The sequence below is a fragment of the Nostoc sp. 'Peltigera membranacea cyanobiont' 210A genome, from assembly GCF_002246015.1.
Taxonomy (GTDB): domain Bacteria; phylum Cyanobacteriota; class Cyanobacteriia; order Cyanobacteriales; family Nostocaceae; genus Nostoc.
Genome location: NZ_NOLJ01000018.1, coordinates 9,316 through 33,686 on the forward strand (window position 1 = coordinate 9,316; position 24,371 = coordinate 33,686).

19 protein-coding genes are annotated in these 24,371 nt (G+C 40.3%); 9 read left to right on the forward strand and 10 right to left on the reverse strand.

The window, feature by feature from the left end; all coding sequences use genetic code 11:
- Positions 1 to 1,443 (reverse strand): efflux RND transporter periplasmic adaptor subunit (locus tag CDG76_RS37980; RefSeq protein ID WP_094353386.1); only part of this gene is annotated, 1,443 nt, incomplete at its 3' end.
- Positions 1,444 to 1,915: 472 nt separating this feature from the next.
- Positions 1,916 to 3,367: an MFS transporter gene (locus tag CDG76_RS34625; RefSeq protein ID WP_094353346.1), complete on the reverse strand. Its 1,452-nt coding sequence runs from the start codon at positions 3,365 to 3,367 to the stop codon at positions 1,916 to 1,918.
- A 77-nt stretch (positions 3,368 to 3,444) separates the two neighbouring features.
- Here CDG76_RS34625 and CDG76_RS34630 point away from each other — a divergent pair, with 77 nt between their 5' ends.
- The 3 genes from CDG76_RS34630 (at position 3,445) to CDG76_RS34640 (ending at position 4,657) form a co-directional block, all read left to right on the forward strand.
- On the forward strand, positions 3,445 to 3,963 hold the full coding sequence (locus CDG76_RS34630; protein ID WP_094353347.1) for a phosphoribosyltransferase: 519 nt from the start codon (positions 3,445 to 3,447) through the stop codon (positions 3,961 to 3,963).
- Between the two features lie 191 nt (positions 3,964 to 4,154).
- Entirely contained in the window at positions 4,155 to 4,394 is a 240-nt protein-coding gene (locus CDG76_RS34635; protein WP_094353348.1) for a hypothetical protein, read from the forward strand.
- Positions 4,391 to 4,657, forward strand: coding sequence for a type II toxin-antitoxin system RelE family toxin (locus CDG76_RS34640; protein WP_094353349.1), 267 nt, complete (start codon positions 4,391 to 4,393; stop codon positions 4,655 to 4,657). The genes CDG76_RS34635 and CDG76_RS34640 overlap by 4 nt, the downstream gene beginning before the upstream one ends.
- A gap of 176 nt (positions 4,658 to 4,833) precedes the next feature.
- Here the strand turns inward: CDG76_RS34640 and topA are convergent, their stop codons facing one another.
- Entirely contained in the window at positions 4,834 to 6,999 is a 2,166-nt protein-coding gene (gene topA, locus CDG76_RS34645; RefSeq protein WP_094353350.1) for a type I DNA topoisomerase, read from the reverse strand.
- A gap of 424 nt (positions 7,000 to 7,423) precedes the next feature.
- Here topA and CDG76_RS34650 point away from each other — a divergent pair, with 424 nt between their 5' ends.
- Positions 7,424 to 8,782: an AAA family ATPase gene (locus CDG76_RS34650; protein WP_094353387.1), complete on the forward strand. Its 1,359-nt coding sequence runs from the start codon at positions 7,424 to 7,426 to the stop codon at positions 8,780 to 8,782.
- The gene (locus tag CDG76_RS34655; RefSeq protein WP_094353351.1) at positions 8,779 to 9,645 is read left to right on the forward strand and encodes a DUF4435 domain-containing protein; all 867 of its coding nucleotides are present in this window, start codon (positions 8,779 to 8,781) and stop codon (positions 9,643 to 9,645) included. The genes CDG76_RS34650 and CDG76_RS34655 overlap by 4 nt, the downstream gene beginning before the upstream one ends.
- A gap of 466 nt (positions 9,646 to 10,111) precedes the next feature.
- Here CDG76_RS34655 and CDG76_RS34660 read toward each other — a convergent pair whose 3' ends face one another.
- Both CDG76_RS34660 and ftsH read right to left on the reverse strand, forming a co-directional pair.
- On the reverse strand, positions 10,112 to 11,026 hold the full coding sequence (locus CDG76_RS34660) for a DUF928 domain-containing protein (protein WP_223265522.1): 915 nt from the start codon (positions 11,024 to 11,026) through the stop codon (positions 10,112 to 10,114).
- Between the two features lie 315 nt (positions 11,027 to 11,341).
- Entirely contained in the window at positions 11,342 to 13,231 is a 1,890-nt protein-coding gene (ftsH, locus tag CDG76_RS34665; protein WP_094353352.1) for an ATP-dependent zinc metalloprotease FtsH, read from the reverse strand.
- Positions 13,232 to 13,621: 390 nt separating this feature from the next.
- Between ftsH and CDG76_RS34670 the strand changes: the two genes are divergently transcribed.
- A complete protein-coding gene (locus tag CDG76_RS34670) occupies positions 13,622 to 14,167 on the forward strand; it encodes an NADPH-dependent FMN reductase (protein ID WP_094353353.1) in 546 nt (181 codons plus the stop codon).
- A 44-nt stretch (positions 14,168 to 14,211) separates the two neighbouring features.
- On the opposite strand, the gene CDG76_RS34675 is transcribed toward CDG76_RS34670, so the two are convergent.
- The 3 genes from CDG76_RS34675 to CDG76_RS34685 all read right to left on the reverse strand — a co-directional run bounded on the left by CDG76_RS34675 (position 14,212) and on the right by CDG76_RS34685 (position 18,368).
- A complete protein-coding gene (locus CDG76_RS34675) occupies positions 14,212 to 15,330 on the reverse strand; it encodes a ferrochelatase (protein ID WP_094353354.1) in 1,119 nt (372 codons plus the stop codon).
- Between the two features lie 436 nt (positions 15,331 to 15,766).
- Complete coding sequence (locus tag CDG76_RS34680) at positions 15,767 to 17,800, reverse strand: DUF3137 domain-containing protein (protein WP_094353355.1); 2,034 nt, start codon at positions 17,798 to 17,800, stop codon at positions 15,767 to 15,769.
- Positions 17,801 to 17,810: 10 nt separating this feature from the next.
- Entirely contained in the window at positions 17,811 to 18,368 is a 558-nt protein-coding gene (locus CDG76_RS34685; protein WP_094353356.1) for a LemA family protein, read from the reverse strand.
- A 194-nt stretch (positions 18,369 to 18,562) separates the two neighbouring features.
- Between CDG76_RS34685 and CDG76_RS34690 the strand changes: the two genes are divergently transcribed.
- The 3 genes from CDG76_RS34690 (at position 18,563) to ilvB (ending at position 22,585) form a co-directional block, all read left to right on the forward strand.
- Complete coding sequence (locus tag CDG76_RS34690; protein WP_094353357.1) at positions 18,563 to 19,135, forward strand: hypothetical protein; 573 nt, start codon at positions 18,563 to 18,565, stop codon at positions 19,133 to 19,135.
- A 161-nt stretch (positions 19,136 to 19,296) separates the two neighbouring features.
- The gene (locus tag CDG76_RS34700; RefSeq protein WP_094353359.1) at positions 19,297 to 20,559 is read left to right on the forward strand and encodes an MFS transporter; all 1,263 of its coding nucleotides are present in this window, start codon (positions 19,297 to 19,299) and stop codon (positions 20,557 to 20,559) included.
- Positions 20,560 to 20,686: 127 nt separating this feature from the next.
- Positions 20,687 to 22,585, forward strand: coding sequence for a biosynthetic-type acetolactate synthase large subunit (gene ilvB / locus CDG76_RS34705; protein WP_094353360.1), 1,899 nt, complete (start codon positions 20,687 to 20,689; stop codon positions 22,583 to 22,585).
- Positions 22,586 to 22,698: 113 nt separating this feature from the next.
- Here the strand turns inward: ilvB and CDG76_RS34710 are convergent, their stop codons facing one another.
- Complete coding sequence (locus CDG76_RS34710; protein WP_094353361.1) at positions 22,699 to 22,836, reverse strand: DUF4351 domain-containing protein; 138 nt, start codon at positions 22,834 to 22,836, stop codon at positions 22,699 to 22,701.
- 1,086 nt (positions 22,837 to 23,922) lie between these two features.
- Complete coding sequence (locus CDG76_RS34715) at positions 23,923 to 24,117, reverse strand: hypothetical protein (protein ID WP_094353362.1); 195 nt, start codon at positions 24,115 to 24,117, stop codon at positions 23,923 to 23,925.
- Positions 24,118 to 24,371: the final 254 nt, after the last annotated feature.

Consider the following 24,371-nt stretch of genomic DNA (forward strand, 5'->3'; position numbering starts at 1 on the left):
CTGCCCCCCTGCCCCCCTGCTTCCTACTTCCGGTTTCACTTGGACTGTTGCACCAGGCACTAGGTTGAATTGTCCATCAGTAACTACTTGCTCACCTGGTTTCACCCCTTGCTTAATTACCGTTTCGTTCCCAACGGTATCGCCGACGGTAATTAAACGCATTTCTGCTGTTTTGTCAGGTTTAACTACATACACAAACTGCCCCTGTTGTCCACTCTGTACCGCTTGGGAAGGAACAGTAATGGCATTTGGTTCTGCGCTGAGTTTGAGTACTACATTGACAAACTGCCCCGGAAATAGCCGCTCATCAGCATTGGCAAAAGTACCCTTAAGTTGAATTGTGCCTGTTTGGGTATTGACTCCACTATCAACAAAGGTGAGTTCGCCCCGTACCGGATGCCCTGCATCTTTAGGAGGTAAAGCATCAACTTCTAACTTGCCGTTATTCGCACTGTATTTTTTGATATCTGGCAGCAGTCGCTGGGGAATAGAAAAGTTGACGTAAATCGGGCGAATTTGGCTGATTGTAATTAGCGGATCAGTGGCATTCGCCTGTACCAAGTTGCCTTGATTTAGCTTCAGGCTACCTGTGCGCCCGGCAATTGGTGAGTAAATAGAACTATAAGAAAGCTGAACTTTGGCATTGTCGATCGCAGCTTCATCTGATGCTACTACTGCCTGAGCATTTTGGACATCTGCTTGGGCTGCCGCCACTGCTGCTTGAGCATTTGCCACACCACCTCGATCTGCGTTCACCGTTGCTTGTTGAGCATCAGCGCTGGTTTGATACTGTTCGGCCTGTTCTTTACTGATTGCCCCTTGCTTGAGCAAACTACTATAACGTTGCGCTTGTGCATCTGCATTTGTTGCCTGGGCTTTATCCTTGACTACATTCGCTTTTGCCTGGTTTACTTGAGCGATCGCTTTGAGGACATTTGCCTGTGCCTGTTTCACTTGGGCTAAATCTTTCGCTTTGGCAGCATTAGCTTGCATCAGCGCAGCTTGTAAAGGACGAGAATCAATTTTAAATAACAAGTCTCCTTTTTTAACGTTCTGCCCTTGCTGAAAATAGACACCAGTAAGCTGACCGCCCACCTGAGACTTGACAGATACCGTAGAATATGCTTCCACAGTTCCCGTCGCCGATAGCTGTATTGGAATCGTTTTTTGAGTCGCAGTAGCAATCACCACTGGCACAGCTCGTTTTTTTCCTGCTTCTTTGCCACTTGATTGGGCTTCGGAAGCATTACAGGCACTACACAAGTAGGCTAAACTTAATATAAGTAGCGAAAACCGCCCTCTTTGAATAATGGTCTGAAAACGAGGAACAGTTTCAGCAGCCAAAGACGAAGGCTTTATCGTCTGAACAGGAGCTAAACAGCGCATATCAACAATCTGGGGGAAAGGGGAAGCACAGACACATACTAGCTTGTCTTTAGACATCGCATCTTCCGCAAAATGGTTGGTTGCGATTGATTCTAATTAGATAAGCACAATATTAGTTAAACTAAACATTAGTGTACTAATAATTTATTTTTTAGCCTACCCCTTTTGGAGAGAAATTATTTTAAGCCGTTGCGATCTGTGACTTTATTTATCTTTGCAGAGTGGAAGCCTACTGACGGCAAAGCAATCAAGTATTGGCAAACTAATTCGTGCCCGGCGGCATTTTTTGTTTTTCATCGATAAATTTAGTTGCTCTCATATCATGTCCGCTTGATTACTTACTAAACCCTAAGAACCCCACCCCGCCAAAGCTATGCTTTGTCTCCCCTCCCCGCCGGCGGGGAGGGGCTGGGGGTGGGGTGCAATGACTATGGGAATCACAACTAATTACCCGGACTTGATATCAGACCCTTTTGGCTATGAGGAAAATGATTTTCTAAAACTTCCTCCCCCCTGCTCCCCTACTCCCTTAACTCCCCCTCATCTCTTGCCGTTCTTTGAGTTTTAGCATAATTTCAGCGTGCATCTCGCGGGTAATTGGGTAAAAATACGTTAAAACCAAGCCAAAAATCAAACAAACTGTAGGTATGGGGCCAACGGCAACGCGAATAGCAAACAGTGCTGATTCCGGTTGGATGGGTAGTGGACTTCCGGCTACAGATTCTTTGAAACCAGATACTTGTAAAGCATTTCCCACCAAAAATAGTCCCAAAGCTAAACCAAATTTTTGCAGCAAAACCATGAAGCCATAAAAAATGCCTTCTCTGCGTTGTCCGGTTTGCAGTTCATCTAATTCAATTACATCTGGAATCATTGACCAGGGAATTAGATAAGCTGTGGATACACCAATACCTGCCATCACAGCCATCACATACATCAAAACTATTTGACCAGGCTGTAAGAAAAATAGTCCGGCTGCTGCTATAATCCACAAACTCATTCCTAGAAAATAAACAACTTTTTTGCCGATTTTTTTACTCAACGCTCCCCAGACAAATAGCATCAACAGAGCAGTTCCTTGGACTGCAATCATCACTGTGGGGACATCTGATTCTTTGAGTCCCATACAATTGACTACAAAATAGGGAATAATGCTGGCTGTTACCTGCACACCTAGCCAAGAACAAAGATATATACCAATAACAAATAAAAAAGGTCGGTTACTAAAGACAATTTTTAGCTGTTCAAAGAAGGGGAGAGATGCAGGTTCCTCGGTTTGGCTGCGTTTAGCTTCAAAAGCTAAGATGCGATCGCGGACTCCAAAAACGCACCAATATAATCCTAAAATCGAAATTACTGTACAAACTGCTGCTAAAACAAGATATTGTTGTTTGCGATCGGCAATCAGTGAAAAAACAATTTGCGTTAAAATCAACGATAAAATGCTGCCACCAATAGAAAATGTAAAGCGATAGCTGTTAAGGCTGGTGCGTTCGTCGTAATCTTGAGTCAGTTCTGGAGTCATCGCCGTATAAGGCAAATTCACAACCGTGTAAAACGCCTGAGATATCACCCCAATGACTACGTAATACCAAAATAATGGCCAAATATTCTCACTCTGATTTGCACTAAATTGCGGTACAATCCACTGCAAGAAAAAGAAAATTCCAAAGGGGATTGCTCCATAAAACATCCAAGGAAGACGACGCCCCCAACGACGAGATTTCGTTTTATCAGTCAGAAAGCCGACAAACGGATCGTTTATGCCATCCCAGATTTTGCCAATCATCAAAATACTGCCCGCTAAACCCGCAGGGATACCAGCAACATTCGTGAAGAAAACCAGCAGAAAAAAGACGGAGATATTTGCGGTGATTGCTGGACCTAAATCTCCTGCACCATAAGCCAGCTTTGTTTTTAAGTCGAGCTTTTCACTGAGAATATCTCGTTTGGCACCGCCATCAGCGGCAGAATCTTTCATAATAACTTGCGCTCATACTAAAATAAAAAGTTTGCGATTGCCTTCAATACTAGCTATCTACCACTCCCATTAGACTTATGCCAGACCTTTATGTTTCTTGGTCAGATTATCACCAAAAAATTGAACAACTGGCTATTCAGATTTATGAATCCGGTTGGGAATTAAACCAGATTATCTGTCTTGCCAGAGGAGGACTAAGAATTGGAGATATTCTTTCGCGTATATACCAGCAACCACTGGCAATTTTAGCAACCTCATCTTACAGTGGCAGTGGCAAGCAAGAAAGAAGTAATTTAGTTTTCTCCCGCCACTTAACGATGACTGCTGAAAAGTTAGGTTCGCGCATTCTCCTAGTGGATGACTTAGTAGATTCTGGGATCACACTCCAACAGACTATACCTTGGCTCAAGCAAAATATTGATTTTCCCATTGAGGAAATTCGCACCGCCGTTCTTTGGTATAAAGCTTGTTCAGTTATAGCACCCGATTATTATGTTGATTATCTGCCCGACAACCCCTGGATTCATCAACCCTTTGAACACTATGAGCAGATGAACCCCGCAGAACTTGCGGCTAAGGTAAATCAACCGTGTTGATAAATATACACACAAAGTTAATTTCACAGCCACTCATGCTCGACCAGATTTCTGAATATACAATTTTTGTAAAGTATTGGTCGCTTTTTAGATTTTAGCGATCGCTCGTCAAATCCTTGAAAACCGACCGGACTTTAGGCGAAACTAGAGATGGTGGCAGAAAAAGTAAAATCACCCTCGGATAATTAAAAATGAAATCAGCACACGAACGCGAACAATTAATTAAAGATATCAACGTACTACTAAACCAAGCTTATGACAGTACTCTAGATGAGATTTACACATTACTTCAAAAAATCGAAGAGGAAGAGGAAGAGGAAGATTTAAAAGCCTATGAGCTTGCAAAAAAATCTGCTGATATTGATGGCTCAGTGTCATGGGAGGAAGCTAAAAAAGAACTAAAACAAGAAATAAAAAAGGAAGTTGCGTGAGTTATAAAGTTGAAATCTTAAAGGGAGCATTAAAACAACTTAAAAAATTATCGCCAGAACTTCAAGAACGCATACAAGTTAAAATTGATGATTTAGCCATAGAACCCCGTCCAAACGGGGTAAAAAAGCTAAAAGGTAAAGAAAATGCTTATAGGATTAGACTAGGTGAGTATCGAGTTATATACGATATTTTCGATGATATTCTAGTGGTGAATGTTGTAGAAGTTGGACATCGTAGCAAGGTTTATAACGATAAAAGTTAGGGCTAATTAATTTGTAATTAATTCTTGATGATTAGGTACTTTGAGTCCTTCTTTGTCAATTATTTATGCTTACTAAAGAAGAAGCAAACCCCTTGTCTCGCGGTAACACACCTTACGACTTACAAAAATAAATGATTTGTTGTCATTATTGGCGGTAAAAATATCAATGGTAGAACCTAACAATTTAACTCCCCAAACTTAGGACTCCACCACCCTTTTGACGTATTGAAATAAGCCACCTCTTTATGTTTGGTATCTTTACGCGATTGTGGATCAGAACATCGCAACATTGTCTTACTCTGCCCCTCTTTGATGTAACTGTACTCCTCTAAAGGTTTCTTACATACTGGGCAGGGATATGCCGTTATCTTCACGGGAGGCTTTTGTTGATTTTCAGCTTGGACTGCTTTAGTTTGTGGTGGCTGCCAAGTTTTGTTAAAGTCGCTCCAAAATAGCACAATATTTTCACAGCCTTTAGTGCATTTGAGGAAATATTTCTTTTTAACTTTACTACTCGGAATTTTGGCGAGAAAATTTTTGCATTCAGGGCATCGCGTTTTGGAAGTTTCATATTTCCGCTCAGTTATCACATTAGCTTTTACTATTGAGGAACTTGGAACTACAGTTTTAGCTTTGGAGAGCGCTGGTATAAAGTAATTCTGATTCCAACTAGTTAAATAATGCTGCCAAGAGTTTTTCCCTTCGGAAATTGCATCAAGAGCATCCTCCATTTTTGCTGTGAATTCTGCCTCTAGTAAATCAGGCAGTGCTTTGAGCAAAAACGCATCAACTTCTAACCCTAATGCTGTCGGTTGAAGATGGTCTTTTTTCAACTCAACATAATTTCGTTTTTTTAAAGTAGCAACAGTAGGAGCATAAGTACTTGGGCGACCAATTCCTTTACGTTCCATCAATTGCACCAATTTGGGTTCACTATAACGAGGTGGTGGCTGAGTCTGCTTCTTTTCATGTCCAGCATTCTCCAGTTTCAATGCTTGTCCCTGTTGTAATGAAGGTAAAACACTATCCTTGCTGAGATTGTTCCAGTATCGGGCATAACCGTAAAATTCAATTACTTGCCCTCTAGCTGACCACAGTAGAGAACCAGACTGAGTAATCACCAAAGTTTTACGCAATTGGGCAGCACGACACTGAGAAGCAATTGACCGTTTCCAAATCATCACATACAAATTAAACTCATCATCAGGAAGTTCTAAGCGCAATTGAACTGAGGGACGAAACACATCAGTTGGACGAATCGCTTCATGTGCTTCTTGAGCCGATTTGCTACTACGATGCTTGGCGACTTGCTGCGGTACATTCTGCGGATCGTTTTGCTCTAACCATTTACGGGCACTGGCACAAAATTCTGGACTCAGCATTACTGAGTCTGTTCGCATATATGTTATCAACCCAGCTTCATAAAGCTTTTGGGCCACAATCATGGTTTTGTCGGGAGCAAACCTCAGCTTTGAACCGGCAGCTTGCTGAAGGCTGGAAGTTGTAAATGGTGGAGGTGGCTGGCGGTTAACGATTTTTCCTTCAAAATGAATCACCTGATGAGGATGTCGCTGTGCTTCTTCAACTAAACGTGTTGCCTCTGCTTCGGAAAGAACACGTTTAGATTCCGGTGTTTCTGGACTATTACCTACTTTCGCGTCATCGTGAGTTTCAGTTTCTTGCTCTGCTGCATCTTTTGCAGAATCGACCGTCCCTTTGTAAAAAGCCCGAAATCCTTCAGCATAATCTACCCAAACACTCCAGTAGTCTTGGGGGACAAAAGCCAGAATTTCGTTTTCTCGCTGACAAATCAGGTGCAATGTCGCGCTTTGGACTCTGCCAACACTCTTAGCGCCGTTATTCAATGCCCAAACTAAAGGACTACCCTTATAACCTACCAACTTATCTAGGCAATCTCGGCACAGCCCAGCACCAATTAAGTTTTGGTCTAGCTTTCTAGGATTAGCGATCGCACTCTGTACCGCCGATGCTGTAATCTCAGTATAAATTACTCGTTTCGGTTCCCTTAAACCCAGCGTTTCTTTGAGATGCCAAGCGATCGTCTCACCTTCCCGGTCTGGGTCAGTTGCTAAAACAACTTCATCAACCTGCCTCACCGCAGACTTGAGCTTCTGGATTGTTTCTTTTGCTCGTTGGTCACGCGGGACGTAATTGCACCGGACATTACTGCCGTCCATGACAAAGCCCAAGGAATCGTCCCCTTCATTGCTGAGTTCTCGGATATGTCCACAACTGGCTAGAACTTTCCAATCCGAACCCAGAATTTGACTAAGTTTTTTGACTTTTCCCGGAGACTCTACTACAAGCAGGCGTTTGATCATAGCAACTGCGTTCTAGATTTTGAGCAATAAATTGGCAACTGCAATTAGCGATGGCTGCGCCAACGCCAAGGGCAAACGCCTATTCTCGTGATATGGATTTTCATAGAATACTGTACCAAAAAGCTTTGACAATTGCTGAACTCAGTTTAGAGGTAAATGATGCTTGATTGTGCGATCGCTGTTGTAACTGGCTCAACTATTATGATTTTAACTTCAACAACCTAGTTAAACAGGGAAAAATCTCTAGCAAGATCCCGCAGGGTGTGTCGGCTACTGTCCGGGAACGCCTAAAAGCGAACCAACGACCAGAACTTTCTAAGAAAGAGGACATAAAGAATTGAAGTTTTTGTTTCCTGTGTTTTCCAGAGAAAGATAGAAGTTAGAATTAAAGCCATGAAGCCAATGGCTATAGGATTAGATGACTATGCGAATTAAGCAAATTTCCGTCAGTGGCTTATTTGGAATTTTTGACCATGTGATTCCATTGAACATGGATGAACGAATCACCATTATTCATGGCCCAAATGGTTTTGGAAAAACAGCCATATTAAGAATATTAAATGCTTTGTTTAACTCACAATACGCAGAGTTAAAAACTATCCCATTTAAACTGTTTCGACTTGCATTTGATGATAGTAGTAACATTGAAATAATAAAAAATAACGATGATTCAGAACAGGCAAAAAATAATATTGTCTTAAAATTTTCTCAACCTGATTCAGAACCAGTTCATTTTTATTTAAAGTCAAAGATAAATCAAGATAATAGAGAATTGCGAAGTATTTATTTAAATTATTATATAAAATCAATAAAAACTCCTCTAAAATCGTTGGATTTGGGCACCGAAGAAACTCTTTTACCTGAAAAAGCTTCTGAAGAAGCTGTAGAGGAAGTTGATAATTTATGGTCTTCAATCTGGAGGTCACAAGAAGAGCCTGATTGGTTAGAACAATTGAAAAGCAATATTCATATTCGCCTCATTGAGTCACAACGATTGCTTAATTTTGTTCCTAACCGTTCTTCCAGACGGTCTGCTGAAACACCTTCAATATTATCAACTGTGTCTGCCTATTCTGATGAACTTGCTAAACTGATGCAAGATAAATTTAAGGAATACGGTATAATATCTCAATCTCTTGACAGAACTTTTCCCATCAGAGTGGTGAAGCAACAGCCATCTACAGATTTAACAGATGAACAACTTCGTCATCAACTAAACGAACTTGAAGCGACTCGCTCTCGGTTAATAGAAGTAGGTCTTTTGGATAAAGATGAAGATGCAGAATTTCAAATCCAGCCTCAAGATATAGATGAAAGCACAAAAAATGCTTTGTCGGTATATGTTCAAGATGTAGAAAAAAAGTTGAGCGTTTTTGCTGAAATAGCAAGCAAGATTGATTTATTAAGGAAAATTATTAATAATAAGTTTGCCTATTCCTACAAAGAGATAAACTTTAGCAAAGAAAAGGGATTCGTTGTCACAACAAGTTATGGCTCCTCATTATCTAATTCAAAAACTCTTTTGCCAACAGATTTATCATCTGGAGAGCAACATGAGTTAGTTCTTCTCTATGAGCTATTATTTAAAGTTCAACCTAATTCTCTAGTCTTAATTGATGAGCCGGAATTATCTCTTCATGTAGGATGGCAGGTTCAGTTTTTAAAAGACTTACAAGACATTACACAGCTTGCAGATTTAAATATACTAATGGCTACTCATTCACCAGATATAATTCAAGATCGCTGGGATTTGACGGTTGAACTGAAAGGGCCACAAAAGTGAGAGATTTTCTTACAGTTGACCGTGTTGCTAACCAAATTCGATTACGACGAAGCACATATAATGGAACTTTTCTATTAGTGGAAGGAAGTTCTGACAAAACTTTTTATAAGCGGTTTGTTGACCAATTAGTTTGTGAGTTAGTCGAAACATCAGGAAAACCCTCTAGTAAACAGCGTGCTATTGAAATTTTAAAAATTTTGGAACACTCAAATTTTCAGGGCGTTTTAGCGATTGTTGATGCAGATTTTGATCGCCTTGAAACTTTGTTATACACCAGTCCTAATCTTCTTTACACTGACAGCCATGACCTTGAAACTATGCTGATTAACTCACCAGCATTTAATAAAGTACTTGCTGAATTTGGTTCTGAAGAGAAAATTGCTCAGTTTAATCGAGACATAAAATCAGTATTAGTTGAAAATGGGATATTGGTAGGTTATTTGCTTTGGATATCTAAATCTGACGGATTAAATCTAACCTTTGAGGGTATTACATTTAGCAAGTTTCTTAATGAGCAAACTCTGCAAATTGATGAACTCAAGCTGATTCAGGAGATTAAGAATAAATCCCAAGCTTTTTCTTTGAGCGATAAAAATTTGCAAGAACGGTTAAAGAGTCAAAAAAGCAATAACCACGATCCTTGGCAAATCTGCTGTGGTCATCATTTGGTGGAGATTCTGTCATTTAGTTTACGCAAAGCACTTGGCTCTAATAAAGCTGCTGATGTTGAACCGAACAGTCTTGAGCGTAGTTTGCGGCTTGCTTATGAAGAAATTTACTTTCACCAAACACAACTCTACTTGGACATTCGTAAATGGGAAAGCAATAATCAGCCATTTAGGGTTTTGCGGAATGATACATAAATACCAAATTCGGAAACTATGTACAATATTGTTATTTTAGAGGTTGTTTTAAAAGTATTTGGCTGTGATTTTAATCACAATTTCACCCCCCTTAATCCCCCCTTGGAAAGGCTACGGCGTACACACAAGTCGAATTACCCCCCTTAATCCCCCCGATGTATTGGGGGGAAACCGGAAAATCCAGTTCCCTCCCTAATACATACGGGGAGGGTTAGGGTGGGGTAAACAAATATTTGATACACTACTACAGACTTTTCAAACATCCTCTTAGACACGCCAGCGTTTGAAGAGTGTTGGTGTCAGTAGAAAATCAGGCGATCGCACTTCCGAGTTTTTGGATTTGAGATCGCGCCCCTGAGTAGCACTTCAGGCTCAAGCTAACCCTTTTCAAACAACCTCTTAATTAAATTGAAGGGTAAAAAACCCAGCTTCTCTATGAAAACCGGGTTTTTAAGTAATTGTTAATTTATTTCTGAGCAGTACAACAGGGCAATAAAGGCTTATTTACTACTTCTTTAATCTCTACTGAACTCAATAAATCTTCCCAATACTTCTGAACTTCAGGATCGTTCGGACGCTGGCGGCGTAAATTAGCTAAAGTTCTCAGAGCATCTTCCCAAAACCCAGCTGTGGCAAATAAAACGGCGCGATCTAAGTCTGTGTTTGTTTGGTTTAGCTGAAGAGATAGGTTTTCATCTTGCGATCGCACAATTGTACCTTCTACATACGAATCTTTATCGCGGTTATTCATATCACAAATCATCGAAAAAGTCCAATTGTACTCTTTACCGATTTGTAGAGATGGCTGATCGACAGGTACATTTACACTAACAATACCATTCTGCCCAACAGGTTTGAAAGTTCCCTTATATAATGGATCGATGCTATCACCATCCCGCAAAACAAATTCTAGTGCTTGCACTGTTGTTGAGGTTTGAGGAACGTAGAAAAAGAATGTGGGACGTTCTGCTGTGGTTCGTTGAGCTTCCTTATCTGTTGGTGTCAGTGGAATAAGATATTGTCCAGTTTGAAAGCAACTTCCTCGTGTTCCTGCTGACCTTACCCTACCAGGTCTACCTGGGACAAAGGCGATACGATTTCTACCGCGTTGAATGTAACTTGTAACATTTCTAATTGCAGAAGTCGCATATCTATCTCCAGGACGTAGCCGCTCTGCTTGCTGAAAATTCAATAAAGCTTTTCTATAGTTTCTCCGTTTAGTTTCGTTATAACCAAGCTGCATATATTGGGTGTAAGCAGATTTTGCTTGTGCCAGTTGGTAAACTGACTCTGTTGCCAAAACCTGGGTAATGGTTACAGGCTCGAAAGGCAGAAATGCTAAAGCAGCAAGCAGATAACTTGCCCAAAATCTATATTTCATGATGTTTATGTTTACTTGTAGTACATTACTTGGGTATATATAATACAATAGCCTAAGCTTTACAGTGAAAAGACTTTATGTGTGCTACTTTCTGGCAAGACTGAGGTAGTATTGTAATTTTTTTACAACAAAATTCCCGACTTTTTTAAAAAGTTGGGAATCTTAACCTTTGGATTTTCAGTAGTCTAAAGTTGATAGACTATTAGCTTTTGCCTATTCCTTAATAGACATCTGGTGAAATTAAAGATGCTTTATCCAGAACCCTTGTAGATACGTAGCAGTGCTACGTATCTACATTATTTTTCACTCATCTTTCTAATGAGGTACAGCCAACTTTGCATCGGCTACCTGAGCATTATCAGCAACAATTGTGCGGAATAAATCGCCTTCAATTGTCTCCTGTTCTACTAGCAAATCTACTAAACGTTCCAAAACTACACGGTTTTCTTCCAAAAGTTCTTTGGACTTGATGTAGGAATTGTTAACAATTTCGCGCACCTGAGAATCAATTTTGGCGGCAATTTCCTCCGAATAGTCTGATTTATTCATCCAGTCGCGTCCTAAAAATACCTCTCCACTCTGATTTTCCAAGGACAATGGGCCTAATTCTGACATCCCGAAGCGTGTCACCATCTGCCGCGCCATCCCTGTCACATGTTGCAAGTCATTGCTTGCACCTGTGGTCACTTCTGGCTTACCAAAAACGATTTCCTCGGCGGCGCGACCACCCAAAGTAGCAGTAATCCTAGCTTTGAGTTGGGAACGGGAAATTAACCCCTGTTCTTCGTTGGGAGTAAACCAAGTCAATCCCAGTGCTTGTCCCCGTGGAATTAATGTAACTTTCTGCACAGGATCGTGGTCTTTGAGCAATGTGCCTACTAAAGCGTGTCCAACTTCATGATAGGCAATCAAGCGCTTGCTCTTGCTGTCTACTAAGGCGGTACCTTCCATACCTGCAACAACTCGGTCTACAGCAGCATCAATTTCTAAAAGCGTGACAGCTTCTTTACGTCTTCTAGCGGTGAGAATAGCGGCTTCGTTGAGTAAGTTAGCTAAATCTGCGCCGGTAAAACCAGGAGTGCGGCGAGCGAGCGCTTCTAATGATACGCTAGGATCGATTTTCTTATTCCGCGCATGGACTTGCAAAATTTCTAGTCGCCCTTTGAGATCGGGTGGATCGACCATCACTTGTCTGTCAAAGCGTCCCGGTCTGAGTAACGCTGTATCTAAAACATCTGGGCGGTTAGTGGCGGCAATAATAATGATACCTGTGTTACCTTCAAACCCATCCATTTCGGTGAGCAGTTGGTTCAAGGTTTGTTCGCGCTCGTCGTTACCACCACCAATCCCAGCACCCCGTTGTCTACCTACTGCGTCAATTTCATCGATAAATATTAGACAAGGGGCATTATCTTTGGCTTTTTTGAAGAGGTCGCGCACGCGAGATGCACCCACACCTACGAACATTTCCACAAATTCTGAACCGGAAATACTGAAGAATGGTACACCAGCTTCACCTGCGATCGCTTTTGCTAGTAAAGTTTTACCAGTACCAGGAGGGCCAATTAACAACACTCCTTTGGGAATCCGTGCGCCTACAGCGGTAAATCTTTCTGGCTGTTTGAGGAAAGTCACAACTTCTTCGAGTTCTTCTTTAGCTTCTTCAACCCCAGCGACATCTTCAAATTTCACTCCAGTTTTTGCCTCCATTTGGAAGCGAGCTTTGGATTTACCGAAATTCATCGCTTGGCTAGAAGCATTAGTAGAGCGTCGAAGGAACAACAGCATTAAAGCTACTAGCGGCAAAATCCACATCAAGTTGATCAACAGTCCAACAGCAGCTCGACTGTTCGCAGAGGAAACTTCCCCAAAATCAACATTCTTATCTTTGAGAATATTGATTAACTCTGTGTTTTGCGCCAAAAGTCTCACCTGTTGCGGTGGTGTATTATCTTTTTGCCCCTTGAGATAAACCTTTGCTAGCTGTTCGGTTTCGTCAAGCTCTACTTTCTCGACTTCTCCCGCCTTCACTTTCTTGATCAAGTCGCCATAATTTAGCGAGGCGGTTTCTGCCTTTTGTGCCATGACAGGAGTACTTCCGAAAATTCCTGGCAACATAATCAAACTAGCAGCAATTGCACCAACCCAAGCAACGCGCTTTGAGGACTGCCTTTTTATCAATGCTTTTTTTCCCGAATTTGTCATAATAATTACCCTTTGTCTGCTGGCACAAGTTAAGCGCTGGTTTTATGCCTATTCTTCTATCAAAAATTGTAATAACTGGAAATTACACTTTTCTTATCTAGTCTAACTTCCTCACAAAAGCATTCCCAAGTTTCTTCAGGCTATTACATAAAGTTGAGCAAGGGTTATCTAGTATGCAGCTGTTAAGACTGGGCATTGGGCACAAGAGGCGGAGGGGAAAAATCTTACTGCAACTTCTCCTCTGCTCCCCTGCTCCTCTGCTTCCCCAATCCCCAGTAGATATTAATTTGACACATTCCAGCACAAATCGCTAAGATAAACATAGTCATAACGATTCCGCTTTTTAAGAAATCTGACGATAGTAGCTAGTTAATAGTTTGTGGGTTAATTATGGTGAAAATTATTGGCATTGGTGGTAGTTTAAGACCCAACTCTTATACCCAGCTTGCTTTAGAAGTCGCAGCGCAAAGGGTTGAAGCTGTAGGCGCAGAGGTAGAAATTCTCGATTTACGGCAGTTGCAGCTACCATTTTGCACTGGCGCAAAGGAGTATCCAGAGTATCCAGATGTTCAGCGGTTGCAAGAAACAGTTAGTCAGGCTGATGGGTTAATTTTAGCGACACCTGAGTATCATGGTGGCGTTAGTGGTGTCCTGAAAAATGCCCTGGATTTAATGAGCTTCGATCAACTGTCTGATAAAGTGGCAGGATTTATTAGTGTTTTGGGTGGTCAGTCTAATAGCAACGCTCTAAACGAACTACGGTTAATTACCAGATGGGTGCATTGTTGGTCTATCCCTGAACAAATTGCGATCGGACAAGCTTGGGGTGCATTCAGTCCTGAAGGCAAACTAGTAGATGAGAAGCTTTCTCAAAGATTCGATCAATTTGCTCAAAGTTTAGTTGATAACACTCGCAAGCTGCGGGGCGTAAATTAATTGTAGGGTGGGTCTAGCTTTGCCCACCCTCGTAAACTCAAAACTTAATGATGATGGTGGTGATGATGGTGATCCCCAGCTAGTTGGGGATTAATTGCTAAAGGTTGCTCTGACAACAACTCTGCTATATGAGCATCAGCCCATTGCGCCACCATTGCCAGGAATTCTGGATGGTCGTTGACGCAAGCCATTTGCACGTAGTTCGTGCCAGGGTGCTGTTTCTCTAAAGCATGGATGATATGGTGTACATCCAATAGAGTTTCGTGGTTTTCTGTGGCAAAGCCAATTGGCATAAAAATTACCACTTTTGCACCCAATTGGATCAGGTTATTTGCAGCTTGCTCTGCATTTGGTTGTGTCCAATCAATTAGGGGTGTGTCATGATTCAGCCAACCCACCGAGATTAACGGATAGCGGTTAATCAACTTATTCCGAACTAAATCGTACATTGCTTCACTTTCGGCAATCCCAGAAGTAAAGCCTTTAGCTTTGTGGGGACAGCCGTGATTCATTAACACAATACCGATTTGAGAAGGGAGATAAGCTCCGGCTAACTCAGCAATTTTCTCCTCAACCAGATGAGCCATCAAATCGATGTAAGCTGGTTCGTTGAAGAAAGAGGGAATGTAACGCTGTGCTTTAACCCAGTGTTCTTCACCATCAGTCAACTCAACGAGAGCATTGTTAACTTGCTCGATCGCAATCCCACTAGTAAAGATAGAATCAACAACTAGCAATGGGTAGATTAGCAGCTTATCGAAGCTTTGGTTTTTGATTTCTGCCAAGACTTGATTGGGTAGAAAAGGAGCGCAGAAGTTGAAAGCTTTGAAAACTTGAACCTTATCGCCCCATTTTTCTTGTAAATTCTTCTCAATGCCAGCACGCTGCTGTTCAAAAATGGCATTGTGTGGGGAGATAAAATCGTGGTGTGTGTGTCCCCACTCGTGGCGGTCAAATAGCGCCAAAAGCTTTGCCAGAGGTGGATAAATCCAGGTTGGCACTGGTGCGAACTTTGCTGTCAGTAGATTTAAAGCCTGTTCGTTATAGTTGGCGAAATCTTCGTAGCTTTCGACTTCGCCGTAGCCCATAAGCAGTACGGCTACACGGTCTTTACCTGATAGATGCTCGTGGGTGTGTTGTACTTTTTCCGGCGTGGCAACCACAATTAATTCCTCAATATAACCAGAGTGCAGAGAGATTTAGAGTTAGGGAATAGTTTGCACATTTTCCCTACTTGTAACTTATTATCCCATCCAGGGGGATAGGATAGGTGGGAAAATCAAGATAATACATCAAAAGACATACAAAACTTACGTGAAATATTGGCCATCCCTTCCCTGCGCGAAGCTCAGGGCAAGTGGGCATGGAAAATTATACGGTTTGGTTAAGCCAGGAGACGTGATAAATCGCCGTCAAGAGAAGGATTGATTATTGTAGAGACGGCGATTTATCGCGTCTTTGTGATTTAGAAGTTTCATCAAAAAACCCGAACCGTATTGAAAGCAATACGGCATCTCCTACGTTGCTGGAATAGCAAAAGTGCTTAAGATGATGCCAAAACCCGTGTTTTCAGTAAAATTAATTTGCTATAGTTTTTTGCTAAATGCGTCTATCAAGATTTAAGTCTTCAACAATGCCCAACATCAAGTTGAAAGTTTCAAAATATTCTCTTAAAGGTGCAAACTTTAACACCCTTTTATATAGATTAGGGTCAAGTATATTATTTTCTACTGCTTCTTCAATGGCTATATATATCATGTCATCAACAAAGGAAATATAAATATTTCTATTGGTTTTGTTGCGAAAGTTAACTATTTTATCCATTAAGCTAGTAGATAAAACATAACGTGCTTCTATTTGGTCATCACCATAAACAGTGAAAAACTTAGCAAATTCTGGATCTTCTAATTTAATTACCTGTTTTTTAGCATGATTAAGAGTATGAATATTAGCGTTGATAACTTTTGGCTGAACAATTGTAACTGTTCGCAAATTTTTGTTAAATTTAGCTTTAAAAAATAATCCTTTGAAGATTAAACTTGTTCTGGTAAATTGATTTTTTAAAACTTCAGATTCAAATTTCTTATATTCAATATTTTTGCCGCGTAAATTATGATTAATTATATAGGGAATTATTTTTATAATTCTGAAACCTAAAGCACTGAATGTAAATGGTAAAACAAAGATTAACAAGGATATAACACGTAAAATTGAAAATATAAATAGATAAATTACATTTGATTGAATTATTGTTTCATATCTACTAACCATAAAAAAGATAATATCTAAAAAATTAGTCCAATCATGTTTTAGTTCTAATTCTACGCGAATATTCGAGAAACAGACATCAAGACCATTAATTTTACCATAAATATAAACATTGTGGTCAATGTTATTTGGGTTGATAAGTCCTTTAAATAGTTGGCTGTGTTGAAAAGAATTGATAGTATTTTCATTATCTTGTTGTGAACATGATCTAAGATATTTTAAATTCTTATTTTGATTGACAAAAGTAAATATCTTTTCAGATATTTTGTATGTAAAACCTACGAAAAAACCTTGAAAAAGTGTCGAGTAAAAAAATATCCAAATCCAAAAAACCAATAAAAATACCAATGAATAATTGGAAAAAGAAAAAAGAAAATTTATAACTATACATATAAATACTACGTCTATTGGTGTAGAGTGATTTTCAAATAATGAAGGTTCTTCAATATAAATATAATCTTTGATATCAAAAGATATCATGGAGAGAAGCTTGAACGTTATGATTAAAAAAGATAAAAAAAGTATATGAAGAGTAATAATGGATAATAAAGCTTGTTTCCTACGAGACTCAAATACTTTTAGTTCACTCAATAAATTTGTCTGACAAAATACTTTAAATTCCTTTAATGTTTTTGGTGTAAATTTTTCAATAGCTGGTTCGGGTTCTTCTGGCAAGGTTTCGCTTGGTATTTGTAGCTTAACTTCTGATTCAGTGGGGTTTCGTGGAGTCGCGGACACATCAATATTATCTATAAATAGCTCTGTAAATAAAAGTTGCCTTGCCCATTTTCTTGTTGCTTCGTCTTCATTAATCAGGAGTTGCTGACAAAGAGCGATCGCATGATTAATTTGCCCATTGCCTTGATATGCTTTTATCAGCAATTTATGTGCTTTTAAATATTCTTTTGTATCTGGAGAAGTAGCTTTACAAAAAGAAATTAATGCTTGAATTGCTTCTAGATAGCGTTTTTTAGTAATAGCTTCATATCCAGTGTTTATAAGTTCAGTAGCTTGTGCAGGATTAAGTGAACTTTTAGTTGAGTTTAGTGATGATTTTTGTTCTGTAGGTTTAGCTTCTGGAAATATTTCGGCAAGATAGTAATGTGCTAATATTTGAGTCGTTTGATGTTTGCTGTTACTCAATTCTTGGCATAAATTAATTGCTTGATCAAAGCGTCCATTGTAGAGGTATGCGTCTAAAAGCAATACTCGTGCATACAAATATTCTTTTGTATCTGGTTCTGTATTATTTTGGAAAAAGTTTTCTAATCCCTGAAGTGCTAAATTGTAATTTTTATATTCTAAGAGTTTAGCTATTCCGTTTAATAATTGCTGATTTTGTGCAGGATTTAATTTTTTTGACATATTTTTTAATTCACTTATTATTTATTTCAAAATTTACATTGTTTCTTGCTTCTGAATTAGCTTTGAACTGCAATTTTAATTTATATTTCATCCACGAAGCTATAATATTTGTCGGAAACATCTCTACGGCATTATTATATTCAGTGACAGCAGAATTATAAAATCTTCTAGCGGCGGAAAGTTGCTCTTCTACTTCATTCAAGGAATATTGTAATTTGATAAAATGTTCGTTTGTTTTTAATTCGGGATAGGCTTCAAATACTACTATGATTTTGGTTAAAATTCTCGAAATTTGATCTTCTGTAGCGACTCGGCTATTGTCACTTAAATCTTTTGAACTTGCTCTACTTCTGAGCCTGCTAATTTCTGTCAATATTTTTTGCTCAAACTGCATATACATTTGAGCTAAGGTAACAAGTCTAGGTATCAAATCGCTTCTTTTTTGCAGAATGACATCAACGCTAGAAAACGCATTCTCAACTTGATTCTTTTTCTGAATTAAATTATTATATAGTGCAACAAAAACAATTAAGAATAAAAATATAAAACTAACTAGGGAAATAAACATTTTATTTATTAGATTCATCCAATATTATTTATAATTCAAATTAATAGTTTTTTAAAATAGTATTCTTTCGGAATAGATATGTAAAGCAGCTATAATTTGCTCAGTAAAAATAAGGTAATATATAATAATATTGCTTGATTTTTGAAGAAACTCTGTATATCTCAAGAGTCAAAAAATCAAAGGTAGTGTTACGGATGAGTATAATTATTTGCCCTGGAATCCATGAACCAGAGTTAACTGAAAGCTTTAAAGTAGAGTTGTTAGATTTAGTTTCTCATGGCGCGATCGCACCTAATTACGCAAATATACTGGTTTATCCGGGTAAAGATGTTTTGGTTTTATCAGCATTGCACATTTTGGAGTTTTTGCGCGATCGCTTGACTGGCTCATTAAAATCACCAATCATATTCATTAGCTTTAGTGCTGGCGTAGTCGGGGCAATAGGGGCAGCGCATTTGTGGCAACTCTTGGGTGGTCGTGTCAAAGCGTTTATTGCTATAGATGGATGGGGAGTACCACTACAGGGAAATTTCCCTATTCATCGGATGAGTCATGATTATTTCACTCATTGGAGTTCATGTTTGCTAGGTTGTGGGCAAAATAACTTTTATGCAGAGCCAGCAGTGGATCATTTGTCCATTTGGAAATCTCCCCAAACTGTACAAGGCTGTTGGGTAGATTCATCCATTGAGATTATTCCACCCAAAGGTCGTCTGACAGCAGCTGAGTTTTTGCTTATGCTGTTAAAACGCTATGAAGCAAATTAATCCGGACAATGGTGTAAGTACACAGGAGTTAGGAGTGAGGAGTGATGAAGGGAAAAGGTTACAGGTGACAGGGGACAGTGAAGAAAAACTATACCCTATACCCTATCCCCTATGCCCAATGCCAATGCCCAATGCCCCATCTACCCAAAAAAAGTATCTAAATGTTTCCAACTGAACCAGCTGCTGTTAATAACGGGTTTGGCGCACTGCTAAAAAACCGTGGTTTTATGCTTCTGTGGATTGGGCAACTGCTGTCCCAGTTAGCAGATAAGGTTTTCTTCGTTTTGCTGATTGCTCTGCTGGAGAACTACCCACCGCTTCCAGGGTTGGCACAAAACTCGATGTACTCAACCTTAATGCTGTCCTTTACAATCCCAGCAATTTTGTTCGGCTCTGCTGGTGGTATCTTTGTTGACCGTTTGCCAAAAAAGCTGATTATGGTCGGCTCAGATGTCGTGCGGGGAATATTAACGCTGTGTCTTCCCTTGTTACCACGACACTTCCTGATTCTGTTAATCCTGACTTTTGCTATTTCTACGGTGACGCAGTTTTTTGCACCAGCTGAACAAGCAGCTATTCCCTTGTTGGTAAAGCGAGAGAATTTGTTGGCAGCCAATGCGCTGTTTACCAGCACGATGATGGGAGCTTTAATTGTTGGTTTTGCCATTGGAGAGCCAATTTTGAGTTTGGCGAAAAGCTGGATGGGAGAAGAATACGGTCAAGAGCTTGTGGTTGGTGGATTATATATATTATCGGCTGCGATCATGCAGCTGATTAAGTTTAAAGAACCCAAACAACCGAGAGAACATCGGGCATCAAATAACCCTTGGGCTGAATTCACCGAAAGCCTCCGCTATCTCAAGAAAAACCCTTTGATCTTGAACGCTATGCTGCAACTGACAACCTTATATTGTGTGTTTGCAGCCTTAACAGTGCTGACGATTCGATTAGCTGAGGAGTTTGGTCTAAAAGAAAAACAGTTTGGTTTTTTCTTGGCAGCAGCAGGGGTAGGTATGGTCTTTGGTGCGGCAATTTTAGGTCATTGGGGTGATAAATTCCATCACAAGCCTCTACCTTTAATTGGATTTTTGATGATGGCACTAGTTTTAGGGGTGTTCACTTTTACGCACAACTTGTTGCTGGCGCTAGGACTTTGTGCATTTTTGGGTGTAGGTGCTTCCCTAATTGGTGTACCCATGCAAACTTTAATTCAACAGCAAACACCACCTACCATGCACGGTAAAGTATTTGGCTTTCAAAATCATGCTGTGAACATCGCTCTGGCATTACCTCTGGCGATTACTGGGCCATTAACTGATGCTCTGGGCTTGCGATTTGTGCTGGTAGCAATGAGTATTGTTGTCGTGGTTGTTGGTGTTTGGGCTTGGAAAAATACCCGCAATGTCTTGCAAGACGTAATTTAACTAATGTAAGCTAATAATCTAGCTTTATATCTAAATATAAAAATTAATAAGATTTTGATTGAAGTTTTCAATTAAAATGAAATCTTAACTACAGAATTCAGCATTAACTTTAGCTATAGTCTGAGGTTTGACCGTGCGATCGCTTTCCCCAATTAGTCTCCCACAAATCGAGAATCACAAACAGTCTCGTGCTTCTAGTCCGCCAGTCGTGCCCAAACGTGCATCTGGCGGTTTTGCTCTGCTTGACAGCCTTCATCGCCACGGCGTTGATTATATTTTTGGTTATCCTGGTGGGGCAATTCTCCCAATTTACGACGATCTGTATAAGGTGCAAGAAGCAACTGGTGGTATGAAGCACATTCTCGTGAGACACGAGCAAGGTGCAGCCCACGCTGCTGATGGTTACGCCCGTGCCACAGGGAAAGTAGGAGTATGCTTTGGCACTTCTGGCCCAGGAGCAACTAACTTAGTGACAGGCATCGCCACAGCGTACATGGATTCGATCCCGATGGTTGTGGTTACGGGACAAGTAGCACGTCCATCGATTGGTACAGATGCGTTTCAGGAAACTGATATTTACGGAATTACCCTACCAATCGTCAAGCACTCCTATGTAGTGCGTGACCCCAAAGATATGGCGCGAATTGTCGCCGAAGCCTTCCACATCGCTAGCACTGGGCGTCCAGGGCCAGTTTTGATTGATGTCCCCAAGGATGTCGCTTTAGAAGAATTTGACTATGTACCTGTGAAACCAGGTTCAGTGAAATTACGCGGTTATCGTCCCACAGTAAAGGGAAATCCCCGGCAGATTAATGCCGCCATCCAGTTGATTACTGAAAGTCGCCGTCCGCTATTGTATGTCGGTGGTGGTGCGATCGCAGCTGGTGCCCATGAAGAAATCAAACAACTAGCTGAATTATTCGATATCCCTGTCACCACAACCTTAATGGGGATCGGTGCCTTTGACGAACATCATCCCCTCGCTTTGGGAATGTTGGGGATGCACGGCACTGCTTACGCTAACTTTGCTGTTAGTGATTGTGACTTGCTGATTTGCGTCGGCGCTAGATTTGACGATCGCGTTACAGGCAAGTTAGACGAATTCGCTTCCCGCGCCAAAGTAATTCACATCGACATCGATCCCGCAGAAGTCGGCAAAAACCGCATTCCCGAAGTGCCCATCGTCGGCGATGTCAGGAATGTGTTAGTAGACTTGTTGCGTCGCTGTAAAGAAACAGGCGTTAAGGCTACACCAAATCAAAACCAAGAGTGGTTAAATCTAGTCAACCGTTGGCGCGAAGAGTATCCTCTAATCGTGCCGCATCATCCCGACAGCATTTCACCCCAAGAAGTAATTGTAGAAGTCAATAGCCAAGCACCCAACGCTTTCTACACCACAGATGTCGGACAACATCAAATGTGGGCAGCACAATTCTTGAAGAACGGCCCAAGGCGCTGGATTTCTAGCGCTGGTTTGGGAACGATGGGTTTTGGCTTACCTGCGGCAATGGGCGCGAAAGTGGCGTTTCCTGATGAAGAAGTCATCTGTATCAGCGGTGATGCTAGTTTCCAAATGTGTTTACAGGAACTAGGAACCATTGCACAGTATGGAATAAATGTCAAGACAATAATTATCAACAACGGTTGGCAAGGGATGGTGCGCCAGTGGCAGCAAGCCTTCTATGGTGAGCGTTACTCGTGCTCCGACATGGAAGTAGGGATGCCAGATGTAGAGTTATTGGGACAAGCTTATGGGATTAAGGGCATGATAATCAGCGATCGCAGTCAATTAAAAGATGCGATCGCCGAAATGCTAGCACACAATGGCCCAGTAATCTTAAATGTCCACGTCACCAGAGACGAAAACTGCTATCCAATGGTAGCCCCTGGTAAAAGCAACGCTCAAATGGTCGGCTTACAGAAGCAACCGCCGAAAGCAGCATCCGAGCCAGTGTATTGTAGCAACTGCAATGCCAAAAATGCTCCTACCCACAACTTCTGTGCTGAGTGTGGGACGAAACTGTAACGCTTTTTGATAATTCAAGACCAGAGAAGAGATAGTGGGGGCAAGGAGAAGGGGAGAAAGATGCAGGAATATCCCCCTACTTCCTGCCCCCTTTCCTCTTGCGTAGGTGTCGCTTAATCTTCCAGATTAGGTTGAGGTAAAAAGATATTTCCTAAGTAATTTACTAAATCGCTTTGACTGTTGAAATCTAACAGCGCCTCAGCTAACTCTTCTAGTTGAGTAATCGATTTACATAAATCAAAAAATCTCATTTTAATTAATTGTTATCTGTCTTATCTAAATAGGAATGGGTTGTAGTTTAAGGATGTCTACAGCTAAACTCATATCGAGCAAACCTAAATCATCTGTGGGTTTATATTCCAATACGCTTGGGTTAAGAAGAATAGTCGGTTGGGTTGAGCAACAGCGTTATACAACAAAGCCTTGATAATGTTGGGTTTCATTTCTCAACCCAACCTACGCCAGTTTTAGTTTTTAGCCTTAACCCAAGCGTATTGGTTTATATTCTCAATATTTACTTAATACAGCACTTTGCAAGTAAATGAAGTACAACCTTCCATTGCTTGGGGCTACAGTAAATTATCCCCCTTAATCCCCCCGATATATTGGGGGGAAACAGCAAATCTAGTTCCCTCCCCAATATATCGGGGAGGGTAATTTTGTACCTCACCAACTCGCAATCTGCTGTATAGTCAAACTTAGTGTACATTGCTGAAATATACACGCATTTATTAACGAAAACTACTTTATCAAACTTAGGCTTTATTAAAAGTTCATGTACTTCTTGCTTTAATTAGTTAAATATGCGAGTTAGAGTTAATTTTATATAAATCATTTTTGTCAAAAAGTTCAGTAACATTCCTCTTTTATTAACAAGTTAAATATTACTAGAATATTAATGGTTGTGCTGGCTTAGTTGATTAAAAAAACGTCAATTATTCCAGGTGTATCTATTTCTAACTATCTTTCAGGCAGATTTAGTAGTCTTAAAATAACCGCTCTCTTTATTTTACAAAAGAGAGTTTAGCTTCCCCTTGATTGAGGGAGGTTAGATTGTTGTTAGCTAATTAATGTACTAAGCATTAATAGTCTATTCATTTAGAAATCGCTGTGTTCAAGTTTTATTGGGCAACAGCGTCATGATTTCTATTGGAAAATTGCAGTTTTATTTCTAACTGAGAACAAACACAACTTTTTTAAGCTTTGAATATTTATCAACCCATTTTACCAATCTCCATGCAACAATATATTTCTCATTTGCTCATACTGGTATTAGGAACAAGTTCAACTTGCCTCATTACTCCATGTCAAGCTCAAACTCCGGTAAAAACCAACAGTCAAAATCCTGAGAATGTTACTTCCATATCTTCAAGTTCACCTTCGGCTGCAAAATTAAGTGATTTTGCCAATTCTACTAATAGCAAACCACCTCTCCTTTCTGAAGCAGCTAATAACTCTTCTGCTACTAATGCCAATATAACAGCAAATAAACCTCGTCCACGGGTTCCTATATTCAGCAGAATTTTTCCCACACCTTCGATGCAGCAATAATTAGCAGCTAAACATTTAGTTTATTTGCTTGGGTTGATAAAATTTTGCATTCATACGTTATGTACAATGTACATAATCTAGTGAAAATGCTACCCCAGCAAGAGGGATTCTAATTGTTCTCTCTTGTTGGGGTGGGACGAATATCATCTGGGTAGGCAAATTTTGCATTTGTGCAAGAAGTCTAATATACTTTGACCTCTCTCCTTTTAGAAGAGAGGCTTTGAGTGTTACTCCC